This is a genomic window from Anoxybacillus tepidamans PS2 (assembly GCF_000620165.1).
Classification (GTDB): Bacteria; Bacillota; Bacilli; order Bacillales; family Anoxybacillaceae; genus Anoxybacteroides; species Anoxybacteroides tepidamans_A.
On sequence record NZ_JHVN01000010.1, the window covers coordinates 22,790 to 44,184 of the forward strand.

Sequence of the window (21,395 nt, forward strand, 5' to 3'; positions counted from 1 at the left end):
CAAAATACATGTTTTGTGAGGGGATTATAGATGAGCCAAACTACATCACTACTAAGCAAAAAAACGATTGACATCATTCAATCAACGGTTCCTGTGTTAGAGCAATACGGAGAACAAATTACCAAACGGTTTTATCAGCTTTTATTCTCTAAACATCCGGAGTTGTTGAACATTTTCAATCATGCGAACCAACAACAAGGGCGTCAACAAAAGGCGTTGGCCGCTTCTGTCTATGCGGCTGCAAAGCATATTGACAATCTAGAAGCGATCTTACCGGTCGTGAAGCAGATTGCCCATAAGCATCGCAGCTTAGGTGTCAAAAAAGAGCACTATCCAATTGTTGGTCAGCATTTATTGTTGGCGATTAAAGATGTGTTGGGGGACGCAGCAACAGATGACATCATTGAAGCATGGAAGGAAGCATATGGAGTCATTGCAGACGTATTCATTCAAGTGGAAGCGCAAATGTATAAAGAAGCGGAATTAAAGGCGGGGGGATGGAAAGATTTCCGCAAATTTATCGTACAGAAAAAAGTAAAAGAAAGTGCGGTTATTACATCGTTCTATCTTGTACCTGAAGACGATGGAACGATCAGTGACTTTTTGCCGGGACAATATGTGAGTGTAAAAGTGAACATTCCTGGAGAAACGTATACACATATTCGTCAATATAGTTTATCGGATGCCCCAGGGACTGGATATTATCGAATTAGCGTCAAACGTGAGGCGGCGACGGAGGATCGGCCAGCCGGTATTGTTTCTAACTATTTGCACGACTGTGTGAATGAAGGGGATGTTCTTGAACTAAGTGCGCCTGCTGGTCATTTTACGCTTGATATGACAAAAGAAACACCAGTCGTATTCATGAGCGGTGGTGTGGGAATCACGCCGCTGTTGAGCATGGCGAACACACTCGCAGCAAAACAGCCAGAGAGAAAAGTCACATTCATTCATGCGGCGGTTAACGGCGAGGTTCATGCGTTTGATTCACATCTGGTCCGCCTAGCGGAGGAAAAGGAAGCATTGCGTTATTACGTCTGCTATCAATCCCCTTCGGACACGGATCGTCGTCACCCGCATTTTGCGAAAGAAGGGTATATCGATCTAGCGTTCATTCAGTCGGTCGTACAGCATCCAGATGCAGATTTTTACTTCTGCGGCCCTATCCCGTTTATGAAAACCGTCTATCAGGCGCTTAAAGAATGGGGCGTATCAGAAGAGCAGATTCATTATGAATTTTTCGGTCCAGCCGGCGATTTAACGAAATAAGCGAATTTACAGGCATCTTCCGAGTTTGAGGAAGGTGCCTGTTTTGGTATGATAAGGACAAAGGAGAGTGATGAATATGGGTTATGAGCTAGCTACGTTTGCCGGTGGCTGTTTTTGGTGCATGGTCGCTCCATTTGAAGACCAGCCAGGCATTATGAAGGTTGTCTCAGGGTATACCGGAGGACATGCTCCCAACCCTACATATGAAGAAGTGTGTACACATACAACAGGTCATTATGAAGCGGTGCAAATTACGTTTGATCCGGCTGTTTTTCCGTATGAAAAGCTACTCGAGATCTATTGGCGGCAAATTGATCCGACTGATGACGGCGGGCAATTTCACGACCGCGGCGCTTCTTATCGAACAGCGATTTTTTATCATAATGAACAACAGCGTCGTTTAGCCGAGCAATCGAAACGAGAACTTGAAGCAAGCGGCCGTTTTTCCCAACCCATTGTGACAGAAATTTTGCCTGCTTCTACGTTTTATCCGGCAGAGGAGTATCACCAAAACTATCATAAAAAAAATCCGATCCGTTACAAGCTGTACCGGATCGGGTCCGGAAGAGAGGCATTTTTGAAACAACATTGGCGCGATAAGAAAAGAGAGGAACTGTTGCGGCAAAAACTTACCCCGCTTCAATTCGAAGTGACCCAACGAAACGGAACCGAGCCCCCGTTTGACAATCCGTACTGGAATAATAAACACCCTGGCATTTATGTCGACATTGTGTCAGGGGAGCCCTTGTTTAGCACGCTTGATCAATTCGATGCTGGATGCGGTTGGCCGAGTTTTACGAAGCCGCTTGCGCCGGAAAATATAAAAACGGAACTCGATGTGAGTCACGGCATGGTTCGGACAGAAGTGCGCAGTCGCGAAGCCGATTCGCATCTAGGCCACGTCTTTAACGACGGTCCAGCGCCAACCGGACTTCGCTATTGCATCAACTCGGCAGCTTTGCGTTTCATTCCAAAAGAAGATTTAGAAAAAGAAGGATACGGACAATATGTCTATTTATTTGAGTAAAAAACGGTTGGCATTCCAACCGTTTTTTTGTATGATGATGAAAAATTGAAAAAAGAGGGGGAGATTGGATATGCATACGTTTCAACAGCAGCGGCGGCAAGCCTTTTTACAAAAGTATCAGCATCGTGCTCGGCTATTGATCTCGTGTCCAGATCAACCTGGCATTGTGGCAGCAGTCACATCGTTTTTGTATGAGCAAGGAGCAAATATTGTGGAATCAAGCCAATATACGACGGACCCGAAAGGAGGAACATTTTTTTTACGAATTGAATTTGACTGTCCTGAATTTGCAGCGAAAAAAGAGCGGGTGGAAACTTTGTTTCGCGGCATCGCTGAAACATTTCAGATGAACTGGCGGTTCCATGTACATACCGATATAAAACGAGTCGCTATTTTTGTTTCTAAAGAAGAACATTGTTTGTTAGAATTGCTTTCAGAATGGCAAGCAGGAGAGTTGCTGGCGGACATCCCTCTTATTATTAGCAATCACGAACATATGAAAAGCATCGTTGAGCCGCTAGGAATTCCTTATTATCATATTCCGGTGACGAAGGAGAAAAAAGAAGAGGCTGAACAACAACAGATTTCGCTACTGAAACAGTATAACATTGACACCGTTGTGCTAGCCCGTTACATGCAAATTTTATCTTCGAAATTTGTAGCCGAATTCCCGGCTCAAATCATCAATATTCATCACTCGTTTCTTCCAGCGTTTGTCGGCGCAAGACCGTATGAGCGCGCTTATGAGCGAGGAGTCAAGTTAATTGGCGCCACCTCGCATTATGTCACCGACGACTTAGATGAGGGCCCGATTATCGAACAAGATGTAGCCAGAGTGGATCACCGCCATCATCCGGAAGATTTGAAACGAATCGGACGAATCATTGAAAAAACGGTGCTTGTTCGCGCACTTAAATGGCATTTGGAAGATCGCGTCATTATTCATCAAAATAAGACGATTGTGTTTAGCTAACGAAGAAAAGGAAATACTCGGACATCACGGGTATTTCTGTTTGTTTTATGATAAAATAAACTATGTTCTAAAAAAACATATATGAAAGAGAAGGATTTTTATAAATAAGGTGGAATGGTTATAACAAGAGCATGTAAGATGCGAATTGCGAATAAGAAAGGAGAGGCAGGCATGCGCGAAAAGCGAACTCCGAGCGGTTTTTTATTAAAGCAGCGAGCCTTTTTAAAATTGTATTTAATTACATTGACAGAGCAGGAGCGTTTATATGGATTAAAAATACTAGACGTATTGCGCCAAGAATTTAAGCCGTATGGCTATAAACCGAACCATTCAGAAGTATATAAAGCGCTCCACGATTTAATCGAGGATGGGGTTTTAAAGCAAGTTAAGCAAAAGAAAGAGGGCATGAAATATCAAGAAGTCGTTTATTATCGTTTTGCGGATGGCGGATATGAAAAAGCAAAGCTATACAAACGGCAATTAAAAGCGGAGCTGGACCGCTGCGAAGCGTTGATCCGCAAAGCGATACAAGATAATTTTAAGTGAAGGGAGACGCCTCTCCCCCTCATTATGTTTACATAATATTTTTATCAAATACTATTCGTCTTTATGTCTCAGATGGGCATTTACTTGTTTCGTATCAGACGGAAATGGAATAGTTTTTTGTTTGATGGGTGAGGCAAGATGCTTGCCATATAGTAATACGGTTCACTAGAATAAGATGGTATTTATTAAGAGAGAAAGGACGACCACAGCATGAATGCACCATTATTGCCGACTACGATCGAACAAATCATAAAGGAACGAAGACAACAATTTATTGGCGATGAAGATGCGTATCTGATCGGAAAAGGAGGCTATACAGCAGCGGATGAATCCATTGTATATGACGCGGTTGTAGCGTTAGCGTTGGGGAAAAATATATTGTTGAAAGGACCGACAGGAGCAGGCAAAACGAAACTAGCTGAAACGCTGTCTCACTTATTTGGCCAGCCGATGCATAGCATCAACTGTTCTGTCGATTTGGACGCGGAAGCATTACTAGGATTTAAAACGATTGGTGAACGCGACGGCAAGACTACCATCGAATTTATTCCTGGACCAGTGGTTCAAGCGATGCAAAAGGGGCATCTGTTGTATATCGATGAAATTAATATGGCCAAACCTGAGACATTGCCGATTTTAAACGGGGTCTTGGACCATCGAAAAACGATTACCAACCCTTTTACCGGAGAAGTCGTCAAAGCGAAACCAACATTTGGTGTCATTGCTGCTATCAACGAAGGATATGTCGGAACCGTTCCGTTGAATGAGGCGCTCAAAAATCGTTTTGTAGTGATTGAAATCCCATATATTCAAGGAAATGCATTAAAAACGGTGTTACTTGCGCAAAGTATATTAAAGGATGAAGCGCTCATCGATCGCTTTGTTGCCTTGTCAGCCGACCTGATGATTCAAGCAAAAAACGGCCAAATTTCCGAAGAAGCCGCCTCCATTCGCGCCCTAATTGACGTATGCGACTTAGCTACCTATTTGCCTCCTCTCCGCGCCATCGAACGGGGGATTATTGAAAAGTTAGAGGACGAACGCGAGAAGGCAGCGGTGCGGAACATTGCGGAAACGCTCTTTGACTGAGGGGGCGCCATGAAACGATTTATCCAGTTCAACGACAAAAAGATTGACTCGTTTTTATTTATGCAATTATCCGATTTAACGAAAACGTTGATGAAACAAAGCGATTGGGAAATCGCCTTTGGATTTCAATCCTATTTAGATGTTCCGAATCGAACGGTATACGTTAGTTATTTTTGGGACAATCGTCCAGCGGAAGAAAAAATCAATGGTTTTAAAAGCGATGTATGTTTACGGACGGTCGGAACCTTCTTTCATACGGAGGCGTCAGAAGTCAAAAGATTTATTGACAAAGCGAAAACCACCTCCGTTCCTAGTTTTGCTAGGCAGCTATTGATGCTTGCCGAAGATTTGCGCCTAGAGGAGTTATGCAAAAAAGAGCGTCCGGGCACTAAAAGATGGTTTCGTACCCGCCGTGAGGTCTATCGCCGTTATTTCCAAAGTCAAACAAGCGCCAACCTTGTAAAAAGTGTGCATACAGATGCGTTATTCGCCACCATCTATTTATTGCTTACGTCTGAATCTCCGCTTGAGGAGGTTCCGGTGATGATTGAGCCGATTGATCGGATGATGCCATGGTTGCGTCAGACGCTTGGCCAATTTTTTGATGCCGCTTCGACAAAAGACGTGGCCCACATCGCTTGGACGATTGTAGAAGCATTCGATGATATACTAGAGCGCGATATGTTAAACACGTACTTTTATTTGCCAGAGCATAGCTATGAAGAAGAAACAGGGCTGACGATCGATGATCTCAAACGAACGGAGGCGCTTAATCATTGCGATGTGCTCGATCATGAAAAACAAGGCGATGAAGATATTCATGAACAAAAGTTACCGACGTGGCATCGGGAAACGAGCGATATGACTAAAAGTTTTTTGCAGTTTGAATTAGAGCAAGGGTCGCAAACGGATTTGCTTGGAGAAGGAGTGCGCGAAGGAGAGGACGGGGATCAGGCGTTGGCGATCGTTCAAGGTTCGGCGCAAAAAAGCAAAAGAAATGATTATGCCCGGAGGGAGGCAATAGAAAAACAACGAGAGGCTCGTCCTACCGGCGCCGGTGATGTATACGGAAAGGTCAACCGATATGCCGAGGCGATTTTTCTTTCTCCCTCATCTCCAACCTTCACACAGCTGGCTCAATATGAGCAGAAGAAAACAGAAATTGTTTCGTATCAGAAAAAGCTGAAACAAATCATCGAAAAAACACTGGAACATAAAAAGATATTGCCGCGTACGGATTTGCATTTTGGCCGTCTGCATAAAAAGCTGCTGCGTCTATGGACTGATGAGCAGCCGCGCTTATTTTATAAAAAACGGGAACCGTCCGTTCACATTGATGCGGTATTTACGCTTTTAGTCGACTGCTCGGCCTCGATGTACGATAAGATGGAAGAGACGAAACGAGGTGTGATTTTATTTCACGAGGCCCTCAAAGCTCTCTTGGTGCCACACGAAATTGTTGGATTTTGGGAAAACCCGGACGAAGCCCACGAAAAAAAGCAGCCGAATTATTTTCAAACAGTTATTTCTTTTTCGCGTTCTTTAAAAAAGCAGAGCGGCGCGGAAATTATGCAGCTTGAACCGCAAGAAGATAATCGGGACGGTTTTGCGATTCGTATAATGACAGAGAGGCTGCTAGAGCGTTCAGAAAAGCAAAAGTTTTTGTTAGTCTTTTCAGATGGAGAGCCAGCGGCATTTGGTTATGAGCAAAACGGGATTGTTGATACGTATGAAGCGGTGCTTGAAGCGCGAAAACGGGGGATTGAAGTCATTAACGTTTTTTTGGCAAACGGGGACATCGATGAAGGACAATATAACACGATCCAAAATATTTACGGAAAACATAGCGTGCTTGTCCCAACCATCGAACAGTTGCCCGATATTTTGTTCCCTCTTCTGAAGAAGTTATTATATAAAAGTTTGTAACAACCACTGATGTGGGAAGGGGAGAAGTAATGATGATCAAGCTGTTTACCGATAGTGACTTAGATGGCGTCGGCTGCGCCTTATTGGCTGCTCTCGCTTTCGGTGATCAGGTCCACATTTCTTACTGTTCATATCGAAATTTAAATGAGCGTGTCCAACGGTTTGTAGAGGATCACCAAGACCGTGAATCCCAGCTTTTTATTACCGATTTATCGGTGAACGCTGAAGTAGAACAGCAGCTTGCAGAACGGTTTGCTGCTGGGGGGCATGTGCAGCTCATTGACCATCATGCCACCGCTCTTCACTTTAACCGCTATCCGTGGGGGCAGGTGGAACCTGTCAATCAACAAGGAATGAAGACGTGTGCGACCTCTTTGTTTTATGAATTCCTTGTTCACCAGCAATATTTAGAACGAAATGAGACGCTCGATGAATTTGTGGAACTCGTTCGCCAGTATGATACGTGGGATTGGGATGAGAACAACAATATTCGTGCCAAGCGTCTAAATGATTTGTTTTCGATGCTCGGGATCGATGAGTTTGTCAAACAAATGACCGAGCGGCTGCAAATGCAACAACCATTCTCCTTTACAGACATGGAAGAGTTCGTGTTTCAGATCGAGGAGAAAAAAGTCCAGCGTTATATCCGTATGAAACAAAAACATATGGTGCAAACGTGGATTGATGAATATTGCGTGGGGATTGTGTTTGCTGAGCAGCATATTTCTGAATTAGGAAATATGCTGTCGAAACGTTGTCCGCATTTGGATCTCATTGCGATGATCAATCTTGGAACGAAACATATCGGGTTTCGGACGATCCACGATGCAGTAGATGTAGCGGAATTCGCCAAACGATTTGGCGGAGGCGGTCATCCAAAGGCGTCTGGTTGTTTAATGAACGCTGACACGTTCTTACGATTTGCCACGACCGCGTTTCAGCTTCCGCCAATTTATCACGACGCGGAACAAAACCGGTATAATACAAAAGAACATCATCTAGGCTGCTTTTTTAAAAACAATCGAGAACAGTGGTTTTTTCTCTATTTAAATGAGAAAAAAGAATGGAGTCTTTGGGAGAATCACTCCATGGTGGCTTCTTTTTCGACATGGGACGAGGCAGAACGGTGGGTCAAACGAAATTTTGCCGCGGGATTAGCCGATGACGCTCTCGTTTCAGATTATCTGCATCAACAGCTTTCGTGGCAGAAAGAAGCTGTATTTGCACGCTATTCAGAAGCAGTAGAGCAATACAAAAGCAAGCGGTAACGGTGGCGTTGTGCCACCTCTTTTTATTTTTTTTGAATATTTCCAACAATTACAGTCTGCCCTCACACAAGCCTCCTATGTAAAATAGGAATATACTAAACTAGCAGAGAGAGGTGCAAGATGAGAAAAAAAGCATGGGTGGCAGGCGTAGCCTTCGCGCTATTAGCTAGTGGAGTAGGGAAAGTGAGTGCGCACGAACTGACGTACAAAGTGCAAGCAGGGGACACTCTCTGGAAGATCGCTACAGCTAATCATCTATCAGTAGAAGATTTGAAAAGTTGGAATGGATTAAAAAGCGATCAAATTTATGTAGGCCAGACGTTAACGTTATTACCTCCGCATCAACATGAAACGACTTATACAGTAAAGGCTGGGGATACATTATCTTTAATCGCCAAAACATATCAAGTATTAATCGCGGATATTAAAATTCGTAATCACCTAGCGAACGATTCGATTTATCCTGGCCAATCATTAATTATTCCAGCCGAAAAAGGGACATATACCACTCATACAGTTCAAACGGGCGAAACACTTTCGGTTATTGCCCGTGATTATGGCATTTCACTTTCAGATTTGAAATCTTGGAACCAACTGCAATCTGACGCGATTTTTGTTGGTCAAACGCTTTATGTAGCCAAACCAACACAAACAACTCCTTCGACGGGCACGGGCGGCACGACTACACCATCTACATCTACGCCAACCGCTGTGACATATACGGTGCAGCCGGGCGACAGCTTGTATTCTATTGCAACAAAATATGGAACAACTGTTCAACAGATAAAAACTCTTAATAATTTATCTTCTGATACGATTTATGTAGGACAAGTGCTAAAAATTACGGATGGAGCACTGCCAAAACCAGCGGCTCCAGATCGTTTGCAAGACGCTTTGTTCCCGCTGAAAGCAGGAACTTACAAACCGTTTGGCGATACATTTGGTGACAGCAGGCAATACGGCGGAGAGCGTGTGCATGAAGGGGTCGACATCATTGCGCCAAAAGGCACTCCGATTTACTCCTCTACAGATGGAACCATTGTTCGAAAAGGGTGGAGCGATTTAGGTGGCTGGCGTCTTACTGTGAAGACAAATGAAGGAGTCTATATTTATTATGCGCATATGCAAAACTACGCAACAGGCATCGAACAAGGACAAGTAGTGAAAAAAGGCCAGCTTATTGGCTATGTCGGCGATTCCGGCTACGGCCCAGTCGGAACCACTGGTAAATTTGTGGCGCATTTGCATTTCGGTATGTACGATTTGAATTGGAATGCCGTTAATCCTTATAACTATTTAAAATATTGGGAATGGAAAATGAATAATCCGTCATAACATGTTTATGAAGCGTGTAGTCGAATCGGCTACACGTTTTTTTCTACGATTGAATATCGTAAGAAAAAAGGGGAGAAGAGGATGGAGCTGCCTGTCAATATTCGCGTTGAACATGTAAAACAAAAGCGGATGGAGCTGTATTATCCGATTGTGTATGGACTGCCCAATAAAGAGGCAGAACAAAAAATCAATTACGAAATTGCAGCTGTCATGCGAAAATTAATTGCTGACCAAGGATTTTATCAAAACCCACAAACAGAGGTCACAGGAACCTTTGAATTGAAGGCGAACGAAAGAGGCGTTTTAAGTTTAACGATGATTAATTATGCGTACTCAGGCGGCGCTCACGGAATGACGATTGTTAAGGGGCTAACATTTGATGTGGCAACGGGAAAAAAATATTCTCTTAGAGAGTTATTTTTGCCGAACAAAGATTATGTCAAACCGCTATCCGATCTTGTAGCAAAACAAATTAAAGAGCGGGATATTTTTCTGCTAGACCCGCCGTTTAAAGGCATCTCGCCCAACCAGGATTTCTATATCGCCGATAAAGTGCTCGTGCTCTTTTATCAGTTATATGATCTCACTCCCTACGCTTATGGACTGCCGCATTTTCCGATATCCGTATATGAAATCCAACCGCTTATTAACGAACAATCACCATTAGGAAAAATGATATAAATCTTCATAAAAAGTTAACATAATTGTAACAGTTTATGTATTTTAAGAAATACAGTCTTTTTATAATATAGACAGTGGAGGTGAAAGCGTTGAAACAGTATGTCTTTTTGTTTTACACAGAGCAGGCCAAATCGGTGGTATGGGAAGAAGCAGTTCTTGCTGAAGGAATGATGGAAGCATTTTTAAAAGTAAAACAATTGCTGCAAACGTATGAAAAAGAAAAAGCTGCTCCTGTCCGTGTTCAGTATAAAGGTGTGCGCTATCGCAACATTGACATCGCCTAATTCGGCTTGGAAGGATGAGATTATGACTTTCTGTAATAGCAATTGGCTAACATGCAGCGGTCCGAACAAACACGAAATCCAACCGCTGCATGTTTTTATTTTTTGTTTCTGTCTCAATAAAACAAGTTTTCTTTATTTTTGAGATATTTATTGTTTCAATTTTTGTTACTTCCTATAATTTATATTATGTTAACTAATAAATTTTCCTGAAATACGAGGGTTTCTTCCCTCAAGTGTCCATGTATGTACATTGACAAAATTCTGTATGGATTAATGACAAAATTTTATATGGTTAACGAACCTCGCCCATAATATTGTATTTATCGATATACATTTCTGTCATTTAATTGACATAATTTTATATTGATTAAATGCAACACATGAGTATACATAATTTAATTTTTATCTGGCTCAGAATTTCACTTGGCTAAATGACACAGTTATACTTAGTTCTAATTTCAGTTTTAGTGACAGAATTATCTTGGTCGACTATTGAATGTAAGAATAATTCTGTCACTTTTTTATTCAAATAGTAATTACATAATCTAAAATTTGACTACGACGTTCAAGCAATACTACATCACGCCATACACCATTTAATTTTCCTATACGTTGTCGTATGCCGACTTCACGAAATCCAACACTTTGATGTAAACGTAAACTTGGTACGTTTTCAGGGAAAATCCCCGCAGTTAATGTCCAAAATCCCTTTGCTTCTGATTCTTTGATTCTTTGATAATAGCTTGTAGAAGCTGTTTTCCAACTCCCTTTCCTCGGCTCACATCTCGAACATACACACTTACCTCTCCCACTCCTTTATACACGCAGCGATCCGATACTTTACTTATCTTACACCAGCCTTGAATTCCTTCTTCGTCTTCAGCGACTAAACATAAATTTGCGGCAATAGTCAATTCCCATTTTTCTAATGATGGTACTGTCGTTTCAAACGTTGCTTGTTCTGTCGCAATTCCTTGCTCGTAAATTTCTTTCACTTGCAACCAATCCTGTTTGCAAAAGCTACGAATGTTCATATTAGAAATCCCCTCCTTATTTTCATACAGCAAAGGCACCAGGAATCTCCCTAATGCCTTTTCAATGTAAAATTAGCAACACTCACGATTTGATGTAGATGGACAGCATTCACTTTCAATATTGGCTTTGTCTGCCACATCTTGGTTTTCTTTTACTTCTACAATTTGAATATCGCAGCAACTTTGCTTTTCTTTGGAATTGCCAAATAGAATTTTCAATATGTTCATTTGAAATCCCTCCTTAAATGATATAGAATAAAAATCCTGATAACGTTGCCATCGTCATGACAGAACCTACAAACGCAAAGACCAGCTTCTTTCTAAAGATACTGTGTAATAATGTTATCTCCGGCAAGCTTGCACCTGCTGAGCTAATCATCAGCGCCATGACTGGTCCCAATGCCATGCCCTTTGCAATCAACATTTGTGTAATTGGAATCATTGTGGAAAGACGGATGTACAAAGGAATACCAATGATTGCAGCAAGCGGAACAAACCACCACTTATCACTCCCCATATAGGTTGAAATCCATTCTGTCGGTACAGCACCATGAATAATGGCTCCGATGCCTGCACCCAAAAGCAAATATGGATAAACCGTTTTCATTAAGTGAAATGTCTCCTGTAAAGCTTCTTTCATATTTCGTTTCTTTCCGGTCTCTACTTCTCCTGTCACCATTACTTGCTTTATTTGATTTTCAAACCCAAGTTTTTCAAGCGTAAAACCAATCAGTATGGATAAAATGGTTGTGATAATGGTATAAGAAGTTGCTACTTTTACTCCAAGTGTCGCAGCCATGAGTGTCAATATTGTTGGATCCAGCACAGGGGAAGCAAATAGAAAAATCATCACAATACCGAAACGGACTTTCTGATTTAAAAGCGATACGACAACCGGGATCGTAGAACATGAGCAAAACGGTGTAACAAAGGCAAAAGCGACAGCAACCAATGCTCCGAATAACGGATGGCACTTTTTTAACAAACTTTGCATTTTATCATAAGGAATATATCTTTCTAACAAGTGAATAACGAACGAAATACCTAAAAATATAAGAGTTAATTCTAACGCAATATAAAGAAAATCTTGAAGAATCGCTATGCTCATTGATGATCTCTCCTTATTCGAATTTATTTGCAAAATGCAACAATATATTTAACCAATAGGCAAGCCTTGATAGACTTGCCTCAAAATAACGGCTTACAACAAACAGTCGATTTCGCCATGCATTCATTTAACAATTTAATCGAACGAATCACTGTTTCTTTCTCAAATTCCGTCATATGTGAAAATATCTCGTCTAAATATCGATTTATTTCTCGCTCAATGGTTGTTGCGATAAACTTTCCCTCGGTGGTTAACGATAACGTGTATATCCTTCGATCTTCAGGAAGTGGCGTTTTTTTCACTAACCCCATTTTCACTAAATTTTGAATCTGTCTACTGAACGTTGTAATATCCATTCCCAATACTTCAGCCACTTGTTGCATGGAGGGGTGTTCTCTTTTGTCAATTTCATAAAAGATATGGCTTTGAACGAGAGAAATATCTACAGCATCAATAGAACAACAATTTTTATTTAGCAATCCGAAACGACGCGTCATCACTTGAAACAACTCTCTAACGTTTTCCATTTTTTCACCTCTATATTACTTATATCATATTATTTGCAAATTGCAACTTTTTGTTTTGAAAAATGCAGAAAATTCATCGACATGTTTCGCCTTTTGTTTTGTATGAAGTATTTATAAATAAAAGCAGCCGAGAAGATTCTTCTCGGCTTCATTTCAGTCTTATTCACTTGTTTCAGCAAATTTTTTGATGCGAGTGCCAATTTCATCGCGAACACGCTGGAATACAGCCCATTTTTCTTCTTCCGTCCCTTGAGCCTTTGCAGGGTCATCGAATCCCCAGTGTACACGTTTCACGTGTGGTGGTGTTACTGGGCAATGGTCTGCTGCGTGACCGCATAATGTGACTACCAAATCAGCTTTATTTAAAATTTCAGGATCAATGATATCGGATGTTTGGTTGGAAATGTCAATCCCCACTTCTTTCATGGCTTTTACTGCGTTTGAATTTAATCCGTGAGCTTCGATACCAGCGCTATAAACTTCCCACTCGTCGCCAAGATATTTTTTTGCCCATCCTTCTGCCATTTGACTGCGGCAAGAGTTTCCTGTGCATAAGAAGTAAATGATCTTTTTGTTTTTCATGTTTCATTCCCCCTTTGTTGTTAGTATGATACTGATTCTGTTTTAAAGTATTTTCGTTGAAACCATAATGCCACATTGACCAACGCAATCATGACAGGCACTTCCACAAGTGGTCCAATGACGGCTGCAAATGCTGCACCAGAATGGATCCCAAACACGCCAACAGCTACGGCAATCGCTAACTCAAAGTTATTACTGCCGGCTGTAAAGGCAAGTGTTGTGGTTACAGGGTAGCTAGCTCCAATTTTCTTTCCTAAGAAGAAAGAAACGAAGAACATCAACACAAAGTAAATTAACAACGGAATTGCAACTCTCACTACATCCAACGGCAAGCTTACGATAACGTCTCCTTTTAAAGAGAACATGACGATAATCGTAAACAATAAAGAAATCAATGTAATGGGGCTGATTTTTGGAATGAATACTTTTTCATACCATTGTCTGCCCTTTGTTTTTATCAAGACAAAACGCGTGATCATTCCGCCAAGAAACGGAATGCCTAAGTAAATGAACACCGACTTAGCGACTTCCATCATGGTGATATGAATGACAGCACCTTCTAGTCCTAACCATTCCGGAATGATTGTCACAAACACATATGCATAAACAGAGAAAAATAACATTTGGAATACAGAGTTAAACGCCACAAGTCCAGCTGCGTATTCTGTATCTCCTTTCGCTAAATCATTCCAGACAATCACCATTGCAATACAACGGGCTAGACCAATCATGATAAGTCCGACCATATATTCGGTCTTATCCGGCAGGAATACAACGGCCAACAAAAACATCAAGATAGGTCCAATAATCCAGTTTTGTACAAGGGACAAGACCAATACTTTTAGATCTTTAAATACACGCCCCATCTTTTCATAACGAACTTTGGCCAATGGAGGATACATCATCAAAATTAAGCCAATGGCAATTGGAATGGACGTCGTCCCTACCTGTAAACGGTTCATTTTCTCTACAAAGCCTGGAAAGACAAAACCCACCCCAATTCCTGTTGCCATCGCAAGAAAAATCCAAAGTGTTAAGTATCGGTCCAAGAACGATAGCCGTTTTCTTTCGGTATTATTCATTTTTCTCCTCCTAATTTCACGTAGATTAACAGTCACAACGAAGCGTAGGTTTGATTTCCTCAATCTTACGGATATTCTCGGTTTGGTCTGGAATATGTTGTAGAATATCTTGGATCAAATCATACGACTCGCTTTGTGAATTGAGAGAATAATAAATCCACTGTCCCCTTCTCTCTTCCTTTATCAATCCAGCATCTTTCAGCTTACGAAGATGTTGACTCACAGATGGCTGGCTCATATCAAACACTTCAAGAAGTTCACAAACACAACATTCACGTTTGCTTAAAATAGCGATAATGGTTAAACGTGTTTTATCGCCTAGCAATTTTAAGATATGTGATGCATTTTCGATTTCCAAAATAGTCTCACGCACCAAACTTCCTCCTTTTTTCATTTTTGTCGTAGAACTAGAAGACGTTAAATAATTCTACAATCACTATTTATAATTATATAATCATATACTTATATAAAACAAGCGATAAGGAATGTCTAACACCATCTTTACATAAAAGTTGAAAGACAGAAGCCTTCTTGCTTCTGTCTCTGTTTAAAAATCACCTACTTTAATTTGCTATCTAAAAGGTTTCTAGTTGTTTTTTTATTTTTTGGAACATGATTGGCTTATAAAAGTACATCGCCTTTCGGTCATCATCAGGTATTAAAACTGTGAAATCTGGTACATACTCAAGTAAACGATATCGTACCTTTCGGTCTATATAGTAAAAATCTTGTGACTGTTCTTCCTGAATGACATTCAGACATTCGCTGAATAAAGAAATAAGTAAATGTGCTAAAGTATGATTTATAATCCATTTTACATATGTTAAATTTTCATCGTGTAGTCTGGATCGTCGGAAAAATTGTATGATGATATTTCTAAACTCTTCCGTCCAAGGATAAGGCTTGAAAAATATCGTTAAATCGTCCTTGATCAAATAATCAAATCCAGTATCATTAAAGTAAAATACTGAAAGATTTTCCACCATATATCTCCAAAAGTGATAAGCGAACGCATATTTACATTTAGTATCTCCTCTTAGTATGATTCTTTTTCGATCATTAGACTGGCGAGTATACACGTTTAATATTCGCCTTCGAATAAAACGTGCAATACTTTTATAGATACGAATACTATCAAAAAAGATCTCGGTATAAAAGTACCTATATAGCTTTCCTCCCCACGGGTGAAAAGCTATTTTTTTATAAAGTATTCGTTCGTCAGTATCATCAATATAAAAAGGATAGCATTCCTTATATATTTTCACTAGTTCCCCAGTCGTTCGGCGGATGGAAGAAAGACATTTCCTTGATACGTGTCTGGAGATATTGTTACTTTCACCATAATGAGTGTTGAGGTAATGCTTTATTAATGAATGGGTGAGAAAAAGACTTCTATCTTTTTTATGCTCATGTTGTGTTCCATCATAAAGATAGTTTGATGTATAAATATGGTAATCATCAAACTCTATAGCAAACCAGTCTTTTACGAGTTGGTTTTTAATACGCTTGCGAGAAATAGGATAATTCCATTTTTTGTATAGGTCTTTTATCGTTTCTCCTTTAATAAAACGATAACCACAGACACACGTAAATGGTGTTATGAACCCTTCATCAATTAGAAAATAGTCGTATTGACGTTTGCAGGATGGACAACAATTTTTCAAAACAATATCATGTAAAAAGCAGCGATCGAATAGACTTATTTGATGAAGAATGCTGTGATACCCCTTTTCTAGACATTTAGAGCAAAACGTAAAATGGGAATGATAATAGTATCCTGCATAATCCCTAAATCTTTCTTGAATAGCCCCTATTACCTTTTTATTACTTTCCTTTAACATCTTTTTATAATCGATTCCTAAGTAATGGTTGATTTCATGTTCACAAAAGTGTTCCATAGTCACTAGTTCTCTTCTATAAAAGCCTGCATTAGAAGGATTTACCAAATTTTTGATTCCTTCGTTTCCGAAAAGGTATAATAAATCGTTTGCTTTCAATTGATTTACTTCCATGATCTTACGAAATACACTCCACGGCGACTCATATGGTTGAATCCACTGTTTTCGCCACGCCCATTCAAATTTATTGGATTTTTGCTTTTCCCATACATATACCTTATTGTTTTTGTTAATCAGCATTTTTTAAGACCTCGCTATATCGCTCAGCATCCATATATCCAGATTTCTGAATACAATACTTCCACTGATTTTTTGTGATTTCATCTACATTTGAACCATCAACACCTAGATATCTCAAGGCATTTTCGACTGTACCCGTAAAGTAAAACATAGGGATTTCCAGTTTCCCTTTGACTCCCATTTCGCGTGCAAGGTCTTGAAATACTTCCAATAAACCTTCAGCAAAATTCGCAAGTCGGAATCCATGTGCGTACTGTTCAGGAAAATAATATCTTGTGAAAGTCCAATCGCTGTTCAGAGGATATATCGCATCATTGTCGTAATTTTCGAGGCACGTTTTAATGTCTTCAACATTCCCAAGCCCCTTAAATTGATATTCATGAACCATAAATCGTCCCACAATTTGTTTTTTATTGCTAAGCAAAAACGCGGTTCTTTGGTCGAACAATTCTCTTTGCCCCACTAAAAAAAACGTCATAATGATACCTGCGTCCTCTAGTTCGTTATAAATATCCATCAACCATTCATAATGGAGCTCGTGTAATCTCTGCGCATCATCCAGAAAGAAAATAATACGATTTCTAGATGAGGCACTCCCTTTTTCGATCAGAAAATTATATAACCTTCTTCTTTTGCTAATGGCTTTTCCGGCTGAAGGAGTATGATGTTTTACGTCCTTTAAAACGGATTCGAAAAAATCGCCTTCGTTGGGATTTTTGAATTTATTGCACTTAATTGTATAAATAGGAGTATCCTCTCCGACGATATCAACAAATGGTAAGCTACTTACTAAATATTTCACTGCTCTGGTTTTTCCTAAGCGTGGATTTCCAACAATCATGGCTCCTGGGGTACGACTTTGAATCCACGTCACAACTTGCTTGTACATGCGGGTAATCTCATTGGTTGAAATTAAATAATAACCTGTATCAATCGGATGGCAACCTATTGGTATATATGGGCGTTTTTCCTGAAAATCAAAAGCTTCATTTACCGATGATATTTGTGTCATTTTATGTTTTATCTCCTTTTTCATTTAGTAGATAATGCTTTTTGGAAGTTTAGGCAATGATTTTTGTATGATATGATCCTCTTCGTATTTTCTTACTTCATCTTTTGGTATTTCTTGATGCAATGTTTCTTTTCTCTCCTTGTCTTTTCGATCAGATTGTTGACGTTGTTTTTTCAATGTTTTTTGAAGCTGTTGTCTAGCGTTTTTATCGGTAGGTGCTTTAGTCGCTAAGTATTGGTTTAATGCGTCTATCGGGTCTTGGTTATCTGATAACACAATTTTTCTCTCACGTTTTAATTTATTGATGGCTTTCCGTTCTTCTAATGTGTGTTGAATAATTCCCCATTTGCCATGGGCGGTGAGTAGACCAAATTCGCTGCCATCCTGTAAATAGGCTTTAATTACTCGTAAATCTTCAGTATTAATGATGAGGTCGATCTTTGTCCCAGCAAGATCGGGTGATTTTGCTAAAATATCGTTTGTATAGGAAACTCCTTCAAATGTAATATAAGGTCTCCGTCCAACCTTGATTCCGCCTTGAATCATACGAGTTGCCTTAATCGTAAACAATTCAAACTCTCCTCTCTTCTCGCTATCCATTTTTCTAATCGGCATTCCTTTTTTAATTCTTTGTTCCATAACTTCTAGTGGGGTTAAATTATTAATCCCTTCGTGTGGATCGTTATTATAATTTGCAATCATAATTTCAGTGATTTCATGTATCTTCTCTACTGTGATTTCATATTTAACAGCCTGTTGCTCGGCTTTTCTCCTTCTCGGGTCATTGGGGTTGCTTCCTGTTGTATTGGTGAGGCGATGGTATCCATTTTGTTCAAGAGTATTAAAAAATCTTTCAATAATGGACCTTCGGGTCGGTTTGCCGACGGAGCCAAAGTTTATATCGCAACCCACAGTATCTTTCAATTTATCGCGTACCATATTGGCCAAATGTGATTTTGCGTTGTCAAACAAGATTTCATCCCAGACGGCCCACTCTGTTTCGGGGATAGCTAAAGAGTGGTACCCACCATTTGGAGGATAAGCTAGTCCGGCTATAGAAAATGTCATTTTTTTGCGAGGTTCAATTGCATTTTTTATACATTTTAGTACATCGAACTGGTTGTACTCACGCCCAAGCGAGATATGATAGCCTAGGATTGCTCTAGTGGCTACATCAATAATCGTTAAAATATATAGCCGGTGAATAGTTTGAACAAACTCATCACCTTCGGGTGTTTTGAATTTGATGGCCAGTACTAAATCAATCTTGTGACCATCTAATTGAACACGTTCAAACGGTCGAATAATCATCTTTTTATTGTTTGAAGCACCTCCAGTATCTAAAAATGTATGCTCATGATTCTTTCCATAGCGTTTAATGATTTGTTCTGGGTGTTCTTGTTCAAGCTTTGTCACATATCTAGCCAAAGATCGGTAACCAACATCCATCGTGTTAAAAGGGTATTCATCAGGTTTTATACCAAGGTTTCTGCAAGCTATCGTAAACTTCCGATGAAGTTCCTTTCTTGAAATTTTGATACTGTCTAACTTCTGGGGAGCTAAATATAACTGATGAATCAGAGTTTTTAAGGATGGATAAGTCTCTAAAAGCAAATTGAAGGAGTTCGCGAAGCCGGTTTTATTAGGTCGATATATTGGGGAGTTTTTTTGTATTCGCTTATATGGTATTAACGCTCTAAAACCATACATAACTCCGTCTTGGTCATAAGAAAGGCATCTTTGCAATAAGCGTCTTATTTGAAGGTCGTTAATTCTCGTTTGATTATAAATCTCCTTTAAAGGGTATTTCCCTGATATATACATTTCAATAGCTTTTTTTCGCTTATTAAAAATATCGCGTTTATCTGGAGACAAGTTTTCTTGCAGTACCGACGCCCAAGTGGAAATATCTAGTATATCTTCATTAACCATTTTAAAATCTTCGATTTTTCTTTTCCTAGTCACGTTATACCCACACCTCGAAATCCTTATTTATTGGCGCCTGATTGATGTCTCCCTTGATTTTAGATTGATGCAAAAGATAACATACCGTCGTAAAAATCTGCTCATCTCCTAGTTCCGTCAAAGATTGTCTGATTTCCGAAACGGTCATTCTTTGTTTTTGTTGAATCAGTTCGTAAATCGAATGAGTCTGCACTGTATTTTTAGGTAAACTTTTTAAGAAGCTAACCATTAGCCTAGCATTAGCTAGTCTTACTTGATTGGATCTTATGTCTTTTTCAGTTGCAATGACATGTCGCTTATTATGCTCGTTACACCATTGTTGTTGAACAGATAGCTGTTCCATGACTTTAGGCTTTATGAGGTCATTCGAGTATTTAATCTCAATAAAACTTTCACTATTGTCATCATAAAGAATCCACATATCAAAAATACTTTGATGCAACTTGTTATTCCAGTACAGCTGTATTTTCAAAGGCTGCTCACAATAACACCTTACACTTGGATCGGATTCTATAAGAAGCCAGTGATCATATTCGAGATCACTATATAACTTAACTGTTCGATTCAACTTTGGACTAAATACTTCCCAATAATTATTTCCGAATTTCTTATTTCTAGGTATGTCAATAGGTTGATACAAACAAACACGTCCTTTATTATAAAAATGACTCAAATTGAGTGTTATCCATACATAATTATGTCAATTGACTGTTATCCATATAAAATTCTGTCCAAAAAAATGACACAATTATACATGGATAAAATAAAAAAAGCCCAAAATAGGCTTTTTTAATCCATACAAAATTGTGTCAATGTACAGTCCATAAAATCAATTATTCGGAACGTGTCATCTTAAGTTCCTCATAAATTTTTGTGTCTACGAATTATCATTTTTTAAACCAATTATCATTATTTTTTACCGATTATCATTAGTCGTTGATCATCAGCAGCTGGAGGTATTTTTATGATGTTTCGACAAGCCATCGATGAATTTCTTTTGTACTTGCAAATTGAAAAAACTATTCACTGAACGTTGATGGTTATGCGTATGATTTGAGATGTTTCGAGAACTTCTTACTTCAACACGGCTATTCTGTACCACTTCATGACATTACAAAAACGCATGTTCGTTGCTTCAACCAGCATCAGGTTTCATTTTTTAGAGAAAGACAATAGCCGAATGGCGATGCGAAACCATCTTCTGTTTAAACTGTTAGCCACTACGGGTATGCGAAGATCTGAAATTGTTGAACTAACTTGGGAACAAATTGATTTATCTAACAACACGATACGTAGATTACTCCCCCTTCATCCTATGGTTGTCCCTTTAATGAAAAGTGATATGGAAAGTTTAGAGGAATATCAGCTCCACCCTTCCCAACTGACTTTGAGCAAAAGAAAAAAGCGATTGAAACATTTAACATATTTCGAAACCTGCTTAGTACGAAAATAACTACCCTAGCCGGGTAGTTATTGTGCAAATGATAATCAGGGAGGAATTCTCAGGTTTCCACCATTAAATTACCAATGCCAATTCCTTCATGTACAT

General features: G+C 39.6%; 21 protein-coding genes and 1 pseudogene. 11 read left to right on the plus strand and 11 right to left on the minus strand.

The window, feature by feature from the left end:
• Positions 1 to 30: 30 nt before the first annotated feature.
• The 10 genes from hmpA (at position 31) to N667_RS0109485 (ending at position 10,398) form a co-directional block, all read left to right on the plus strand.
• The gene (hmpA, locus tag N667_RS0109440) at positions 31 to 1,269 is read left to right on the plus strand and encodes an NO-inducible flavohemoprotein (RefSeq protein ID WP_027409345.1); all 1,239 of its coding nucleotides are present in this window, start codon (positions 31 to 33) and stop codon (positions 1,267 to 1,269) included.
• A 76-nt stretch (positions 1,270 to 1,345) separates the two neighbouring features.
• Positions 1,346 to 2,296: a peptide-methionine (S)-S-oxide reductase MsrA gene (gene msrA, locus N667_RS0109445; protein WP_027409346.1), complete on the plus strand. Its 951-nt coding sequence runs from the start codon at positions 1,346 to 1,348 to the stop codon at positions 2,294 to 2,296.
• 70 nt (positions 2,297 to 2,366) lie between these two features.
• Entirely contained in the window at positions 2,367 to 3,269 is a 903-nt protein-coding gene (purU, locus tag N667_RS0109450) for a formyltetrahydrofolate deformylase (protein WP_027409347.1), read from the plus strand.
• A 171-nt stretch (positions 3,270 to 3,440) separates the two neighbouring features.
• Complete coding sequence (locus N667_RS0109455) at positions 3,441 to 3,815, plus strand: helix-turn-helix transcriptional regulator (RefSeq protein WP_027409348.1); 375 nt, start codon at positions 3,441 to 3,443, stop codon at positions 3,813 to 3,815.
• Between the two features lie 210 nt (positions 3,816 to 4,025).
• Positions 4,026 to 4,904 carry an ATP-binding protein gene (locus N667_RS0109460; RefSeq protein WP_027409349.1) on the plus strand — a complete coding sequence of 293 codons (879 nt, stop codon included), beginning with the start codon at positions 4,026 to 4,028 and terminating at the stop codon, positions 4,902 to 4,904.
• 9 nt (positions 4,905 to 4,913) lie between these two features.
• Positions 4,914 to 6,830, plus strand: a complete 1,917-nt coding sequence (locus N667_RS0109465) for a vWA domain-containing protein (RefSeq protein WP_027409350.1) — start codon at positions 4,914 to 4,916, stop codon at positions 6,828 to 6,830.
• Positions 6,831 to 6,862: 32 nt separating this feature from the next.
• Positions 6,863 to 8,098, plus strand: a complete 1,236-nt coding sequence (locus tag N667_RS0109470) for a DHH family phosphoesterase (protein ID WP_027409351.1) — start codon at positions 6,863 to 6,865, stop codon at positions 8,096 to 8,098.
• A 120-nt stretch (positions 8,099 to 8,218) separates the two neighbouring features.
• A complete protein-coding gene (locus N667_RS19125) occupies positions 8,219 to 9,433 on the plus strand; it encodes a LysM peptidoglycan-binding domain-containing protein (protein ID WP_051530015.1) in 1,215 nt (404 codons plus the stop codon).
• Between the two features lie 81 nt (positions 9,434 to 9,514).
• Complete coding sequence (locus tag N667_RS0109480) at positions 9,515 to 10,114, plus strand: DUF3298 and DUF4163 domain-containing protein (protein ID WP_035098608.1); 600 nt, start codon at positions 9,515 to 9,517, stop codon at positions 10,112 to 10,114.
• Between the two features lie 89 nt (positions 10,115 to 10,203).
• On the plus strand, positions 10,204 to 10,398 hold the full coding sequence (locus N667_RS0109485; protein WP_027409353.1) for a hypothetical protein: 195 nt from the start codon (positions 10,204 to 10,206) through the stop codon (positions 10,396 to 10,398).
• A 525-nt stretch (positions 10,399 to 10,923) separates the two neighbouring features.
• Here N667_RS0109485 and N667_RS18520 read toward each other — a convergent pair.
• The 11 genes and pseudogenes from N667_RS18520 to N667_RS19130 form a co-directional block, all read right to left on the minus strand.
• Positions 10,924 to 11,432: pseudogene (locus tag N667_RS18520) on the minus strand (N-acetyltransferase family protein).
• A gap of 72 nt (positions 11,433 to 11,504) precedes the next feature.
• A complete protein-coding gene (locus N667_RS19770) occupies positions 11,505 to 11,660 on the minus strand; it encodes a hypothetical protein (protein WP_156936107.1) in 156 nt (51 codons plus the stop codon).
• A gap of 13 nt (positions 11,661 to 11,673) precedes the next feature.
• Positions 11,674 to 12,540, minus strand: coding sequence for a permease (locus tag N667_RS0109500; RefSeq protein WP_027409354.1), 867 nt, complete (start codon positions 12,538 to 12,540; stop codon positions 11,674 to 11,676).
• A gap of 80 nt (positions 12,541 to 12,620) precedes the next feature.
• Positions 12,621 to 13,067 (minus strand): MarR family winged helix-turn-helix transcriptional regulator, encoded by a 447-nt coding sequence (locus N667_RS0109505; RefSeq protein WP_027409355.1) that lies wholly within the window; start codon positions 13,065 to 13,067, stop codon positions 12,621 to 12,623.
• 159 nt (positions 13,068 to 13,226) lie between these two features.
• The gene (gene arsC / locus N667_RS0109510) at positions 13,227 to 13,649 is read right to left on the minus strand and encodes an arsenate reductase (thioredoxin) (RefSeq protein ID WP_027409356.1); all 423 of its coding nucleotides are present in this window, start codon (positions 13,647 to 13,649) and stop codon (positions 13,227 to 13,229) included.
• Between the two features lie 20 nt (positions 13,650 to 13,669).
• Positions 13,670 to 14,731 (minus strand): ACR3 family arsenite efflux transporter, encoded by a 1,062-nt coding sequence (gene arsB, locus N667_RS0109515; RefSeq protein ID WP_027409357.1) that lies wholly within the window; start codon positions 14,729 to 14,731, stop codon positions 13,670 to 13,672.
• Between the two features lie 25 nt (positions 14,732 to 14,756).
• Entirely contained in the window at positions 14,757 to 15,104 is a 348-nt protein-coding gene (locus N667_RS0109520; protein ID WP_027409358.1) for an ArsR/SmtB family transcription factor, read from the minus strand.
• 202 nt (positions 15,105 to 15,306) lie between these two features.
• Positions 15,307 to 16,869 carry a hypothetical protein gene (locus N667_RS0109525; RefSeq protein WP_027409359.1) on the minus strand — a complete coding sequence of 521 codons (1,563 nt, stop codon included), beginning with the start codon at positions 16,867 to 16,869 and terminating at the stop codon, positions 15,307 to 15,309.
• Entirely contained in the window at positions 16,859 to 17,881 is a 1,023-nt protein-coding gene (locus tag N667_RS0109530) for an ATP-binding protein (RefSeq protein WP_156936108.1), read from the minus strand. The genes N667_RS0109525 and N667_RS0109530 overlap by 11 nt, the downstream gene beginning before the upstream one ends.
• 24 nt (positions 17,882 to 17,905) lie before the next feature.
• Entirely contained in the window at positions 17,906 to 19,846 is a 1,941-nt protein-coding gene (locus N667_RS0109535; protein ID WP_051530017.1) for a DDE-type integrase/transposase/recombinase, read from the minus strand.
• Position 19,847: 1 nt separating this feature from the next.
• The gene (locus tag N667_RS19130) at positions 19,848 to 20,486 is read right to left on the minus strand and encodes a TnsA endonuclease N-terminal domain-containing protein (RefSeq protein WP_051530018.1); all 639 of its coding nucleotides are present in this window, start codon (positions 20,484 to 20,486) and stop codon (positions 19,848 to 19,850) included.
• A gap of 588 nt (positions 20,487 to 21,074) precedes the next feature.
• Between N667_RS19130 and N667_RS20175 the strand changes: the two genes are divergently transcribed.
• Complete coding sequence (locus N667_RS20175; protein WP_332248965.1) at positions 21,075 to 21,299, plus strand: hypothetical protein; 225 nt, start codon at positions 21,075 to 21,077, stop codon at positions 21,297 to 21,299.
• Positions 21,300 to 21,395: the final 96 nt, after the last annotated feature.

Bases quoted from the DNA above. Each gene is read 5' to 3' on its own strand.
- N667_RS0109480 (WP_035098608.1), top strand. From the start codon at position 9,515: ATGGAGCTGCCTGTCAATATTCGCGTTGAACATGTAAAACAAAAGCGG.
- N667_RS19125 (WP_051530015.1), top strand. From the start codon at position 8,219: ATGAGAAAAAAAGCATGGGTGGCAGGCGTAGCCTTCGCGCTATTAGCT.
- N667_RS0109465 (WP_027409350.1), top strand. From the start codon at position 4,914: ATGAAACGATTTATCCAGTTCAACGACAAAAAGATTGACTCGTTTTTA.
- N667_RS19770 (WP_156936107.1), bottom strand. From the start codon at position 11,660: ATGAACATATTGAAAATTCTATTTGGCAATTCCAAAGAAAAGCAAAGT.
- N667_RS0109500 (WP_027409354.1), bottom strand. From the start codon at position 12,540: ATGAGCATAGCGATTCTTCAAGATTTTCTTTATATTGCGTTAGAATTA.
- arsB (WP_027409357.1), bottom strand. From the start codon at position 14,731: ATGAATAATACCGAAAGAAAACGGCTATCGTTCTTGGACCGATACTTA.
- N667_RS0109455 (WP_027409348.1), top strand. From the start codon at position 3,441: ATGCGCGAAAAGCGAACTCCGAGCGGTTTTTTATTAAAGCAGCGAGCC.
- purU (WP_027409347.1), top strand. From the start codon at position 2,367: ATGCATACGTTTCAACAGCAGCGGCGGCAAGCCTTTTTACAAAAGTAT.
- arsC (WP_027409356.1), bottom strand. From the start codon at position 13,649: ATGAAAAACAAAAAGATCATTTACTTCTTATGCACAGGAAACTCTTGC.
- N667_RS0109470 (WP_027409351.1), top strand. From the start codon at position 6,863: ATGATCAAGCTGTTTACCGATAGTGACTTAGATGGCGTCGGCTGCGCC.
- N667_RS20175 (WP_332248965.1), top strand. From the start codon at position 21,075: ATGCGAAGATCTGAAATTGTTGAACTAACTTGGGAACAAATTGATTTA.
- N667_RS0109530 (WP_156936108.1), bottom strand. From the start codon at position 17,881: ATGACACAAATATCATCGGTAAATGAAGCTTTTGATTTTCAGGAAAAA.
- msrA (WP_027409346.1), top strand. From the start codon at position 1,346: ATGGGTTATGAGCTAGCTACGTTTGCCGGTGGCTGTTTTTGGTGCATG.
- N667_RS0109505 (WP_027409355.1), bottom strand. From the start codon at position 13,067: ATGGAAAACGTTAGAGAGTTGTTTCAAGTGATGACGCGTCGTTTCGGA.
- N667_RS0109525 (WP_027409359.1), bottom strand. From the start codon at position 16,869: ATGCTGATTAACAAAAACAATAAGGTATATGTATGGGAAAAGCAAAAA.
- hmpA (WP_027409345.1), top strand. From the start codon at position 31: ATGAGCCAAACTACATCACTACTAAGCAAAAAAACGATTGACATCATT.
- N667_RS0109460 (WP_027409349.1), top strand. From the start codon at position 4,026: ATGAATGCACCATTATTGCCGACTACGATCGAACAAATCATAAAGGAA.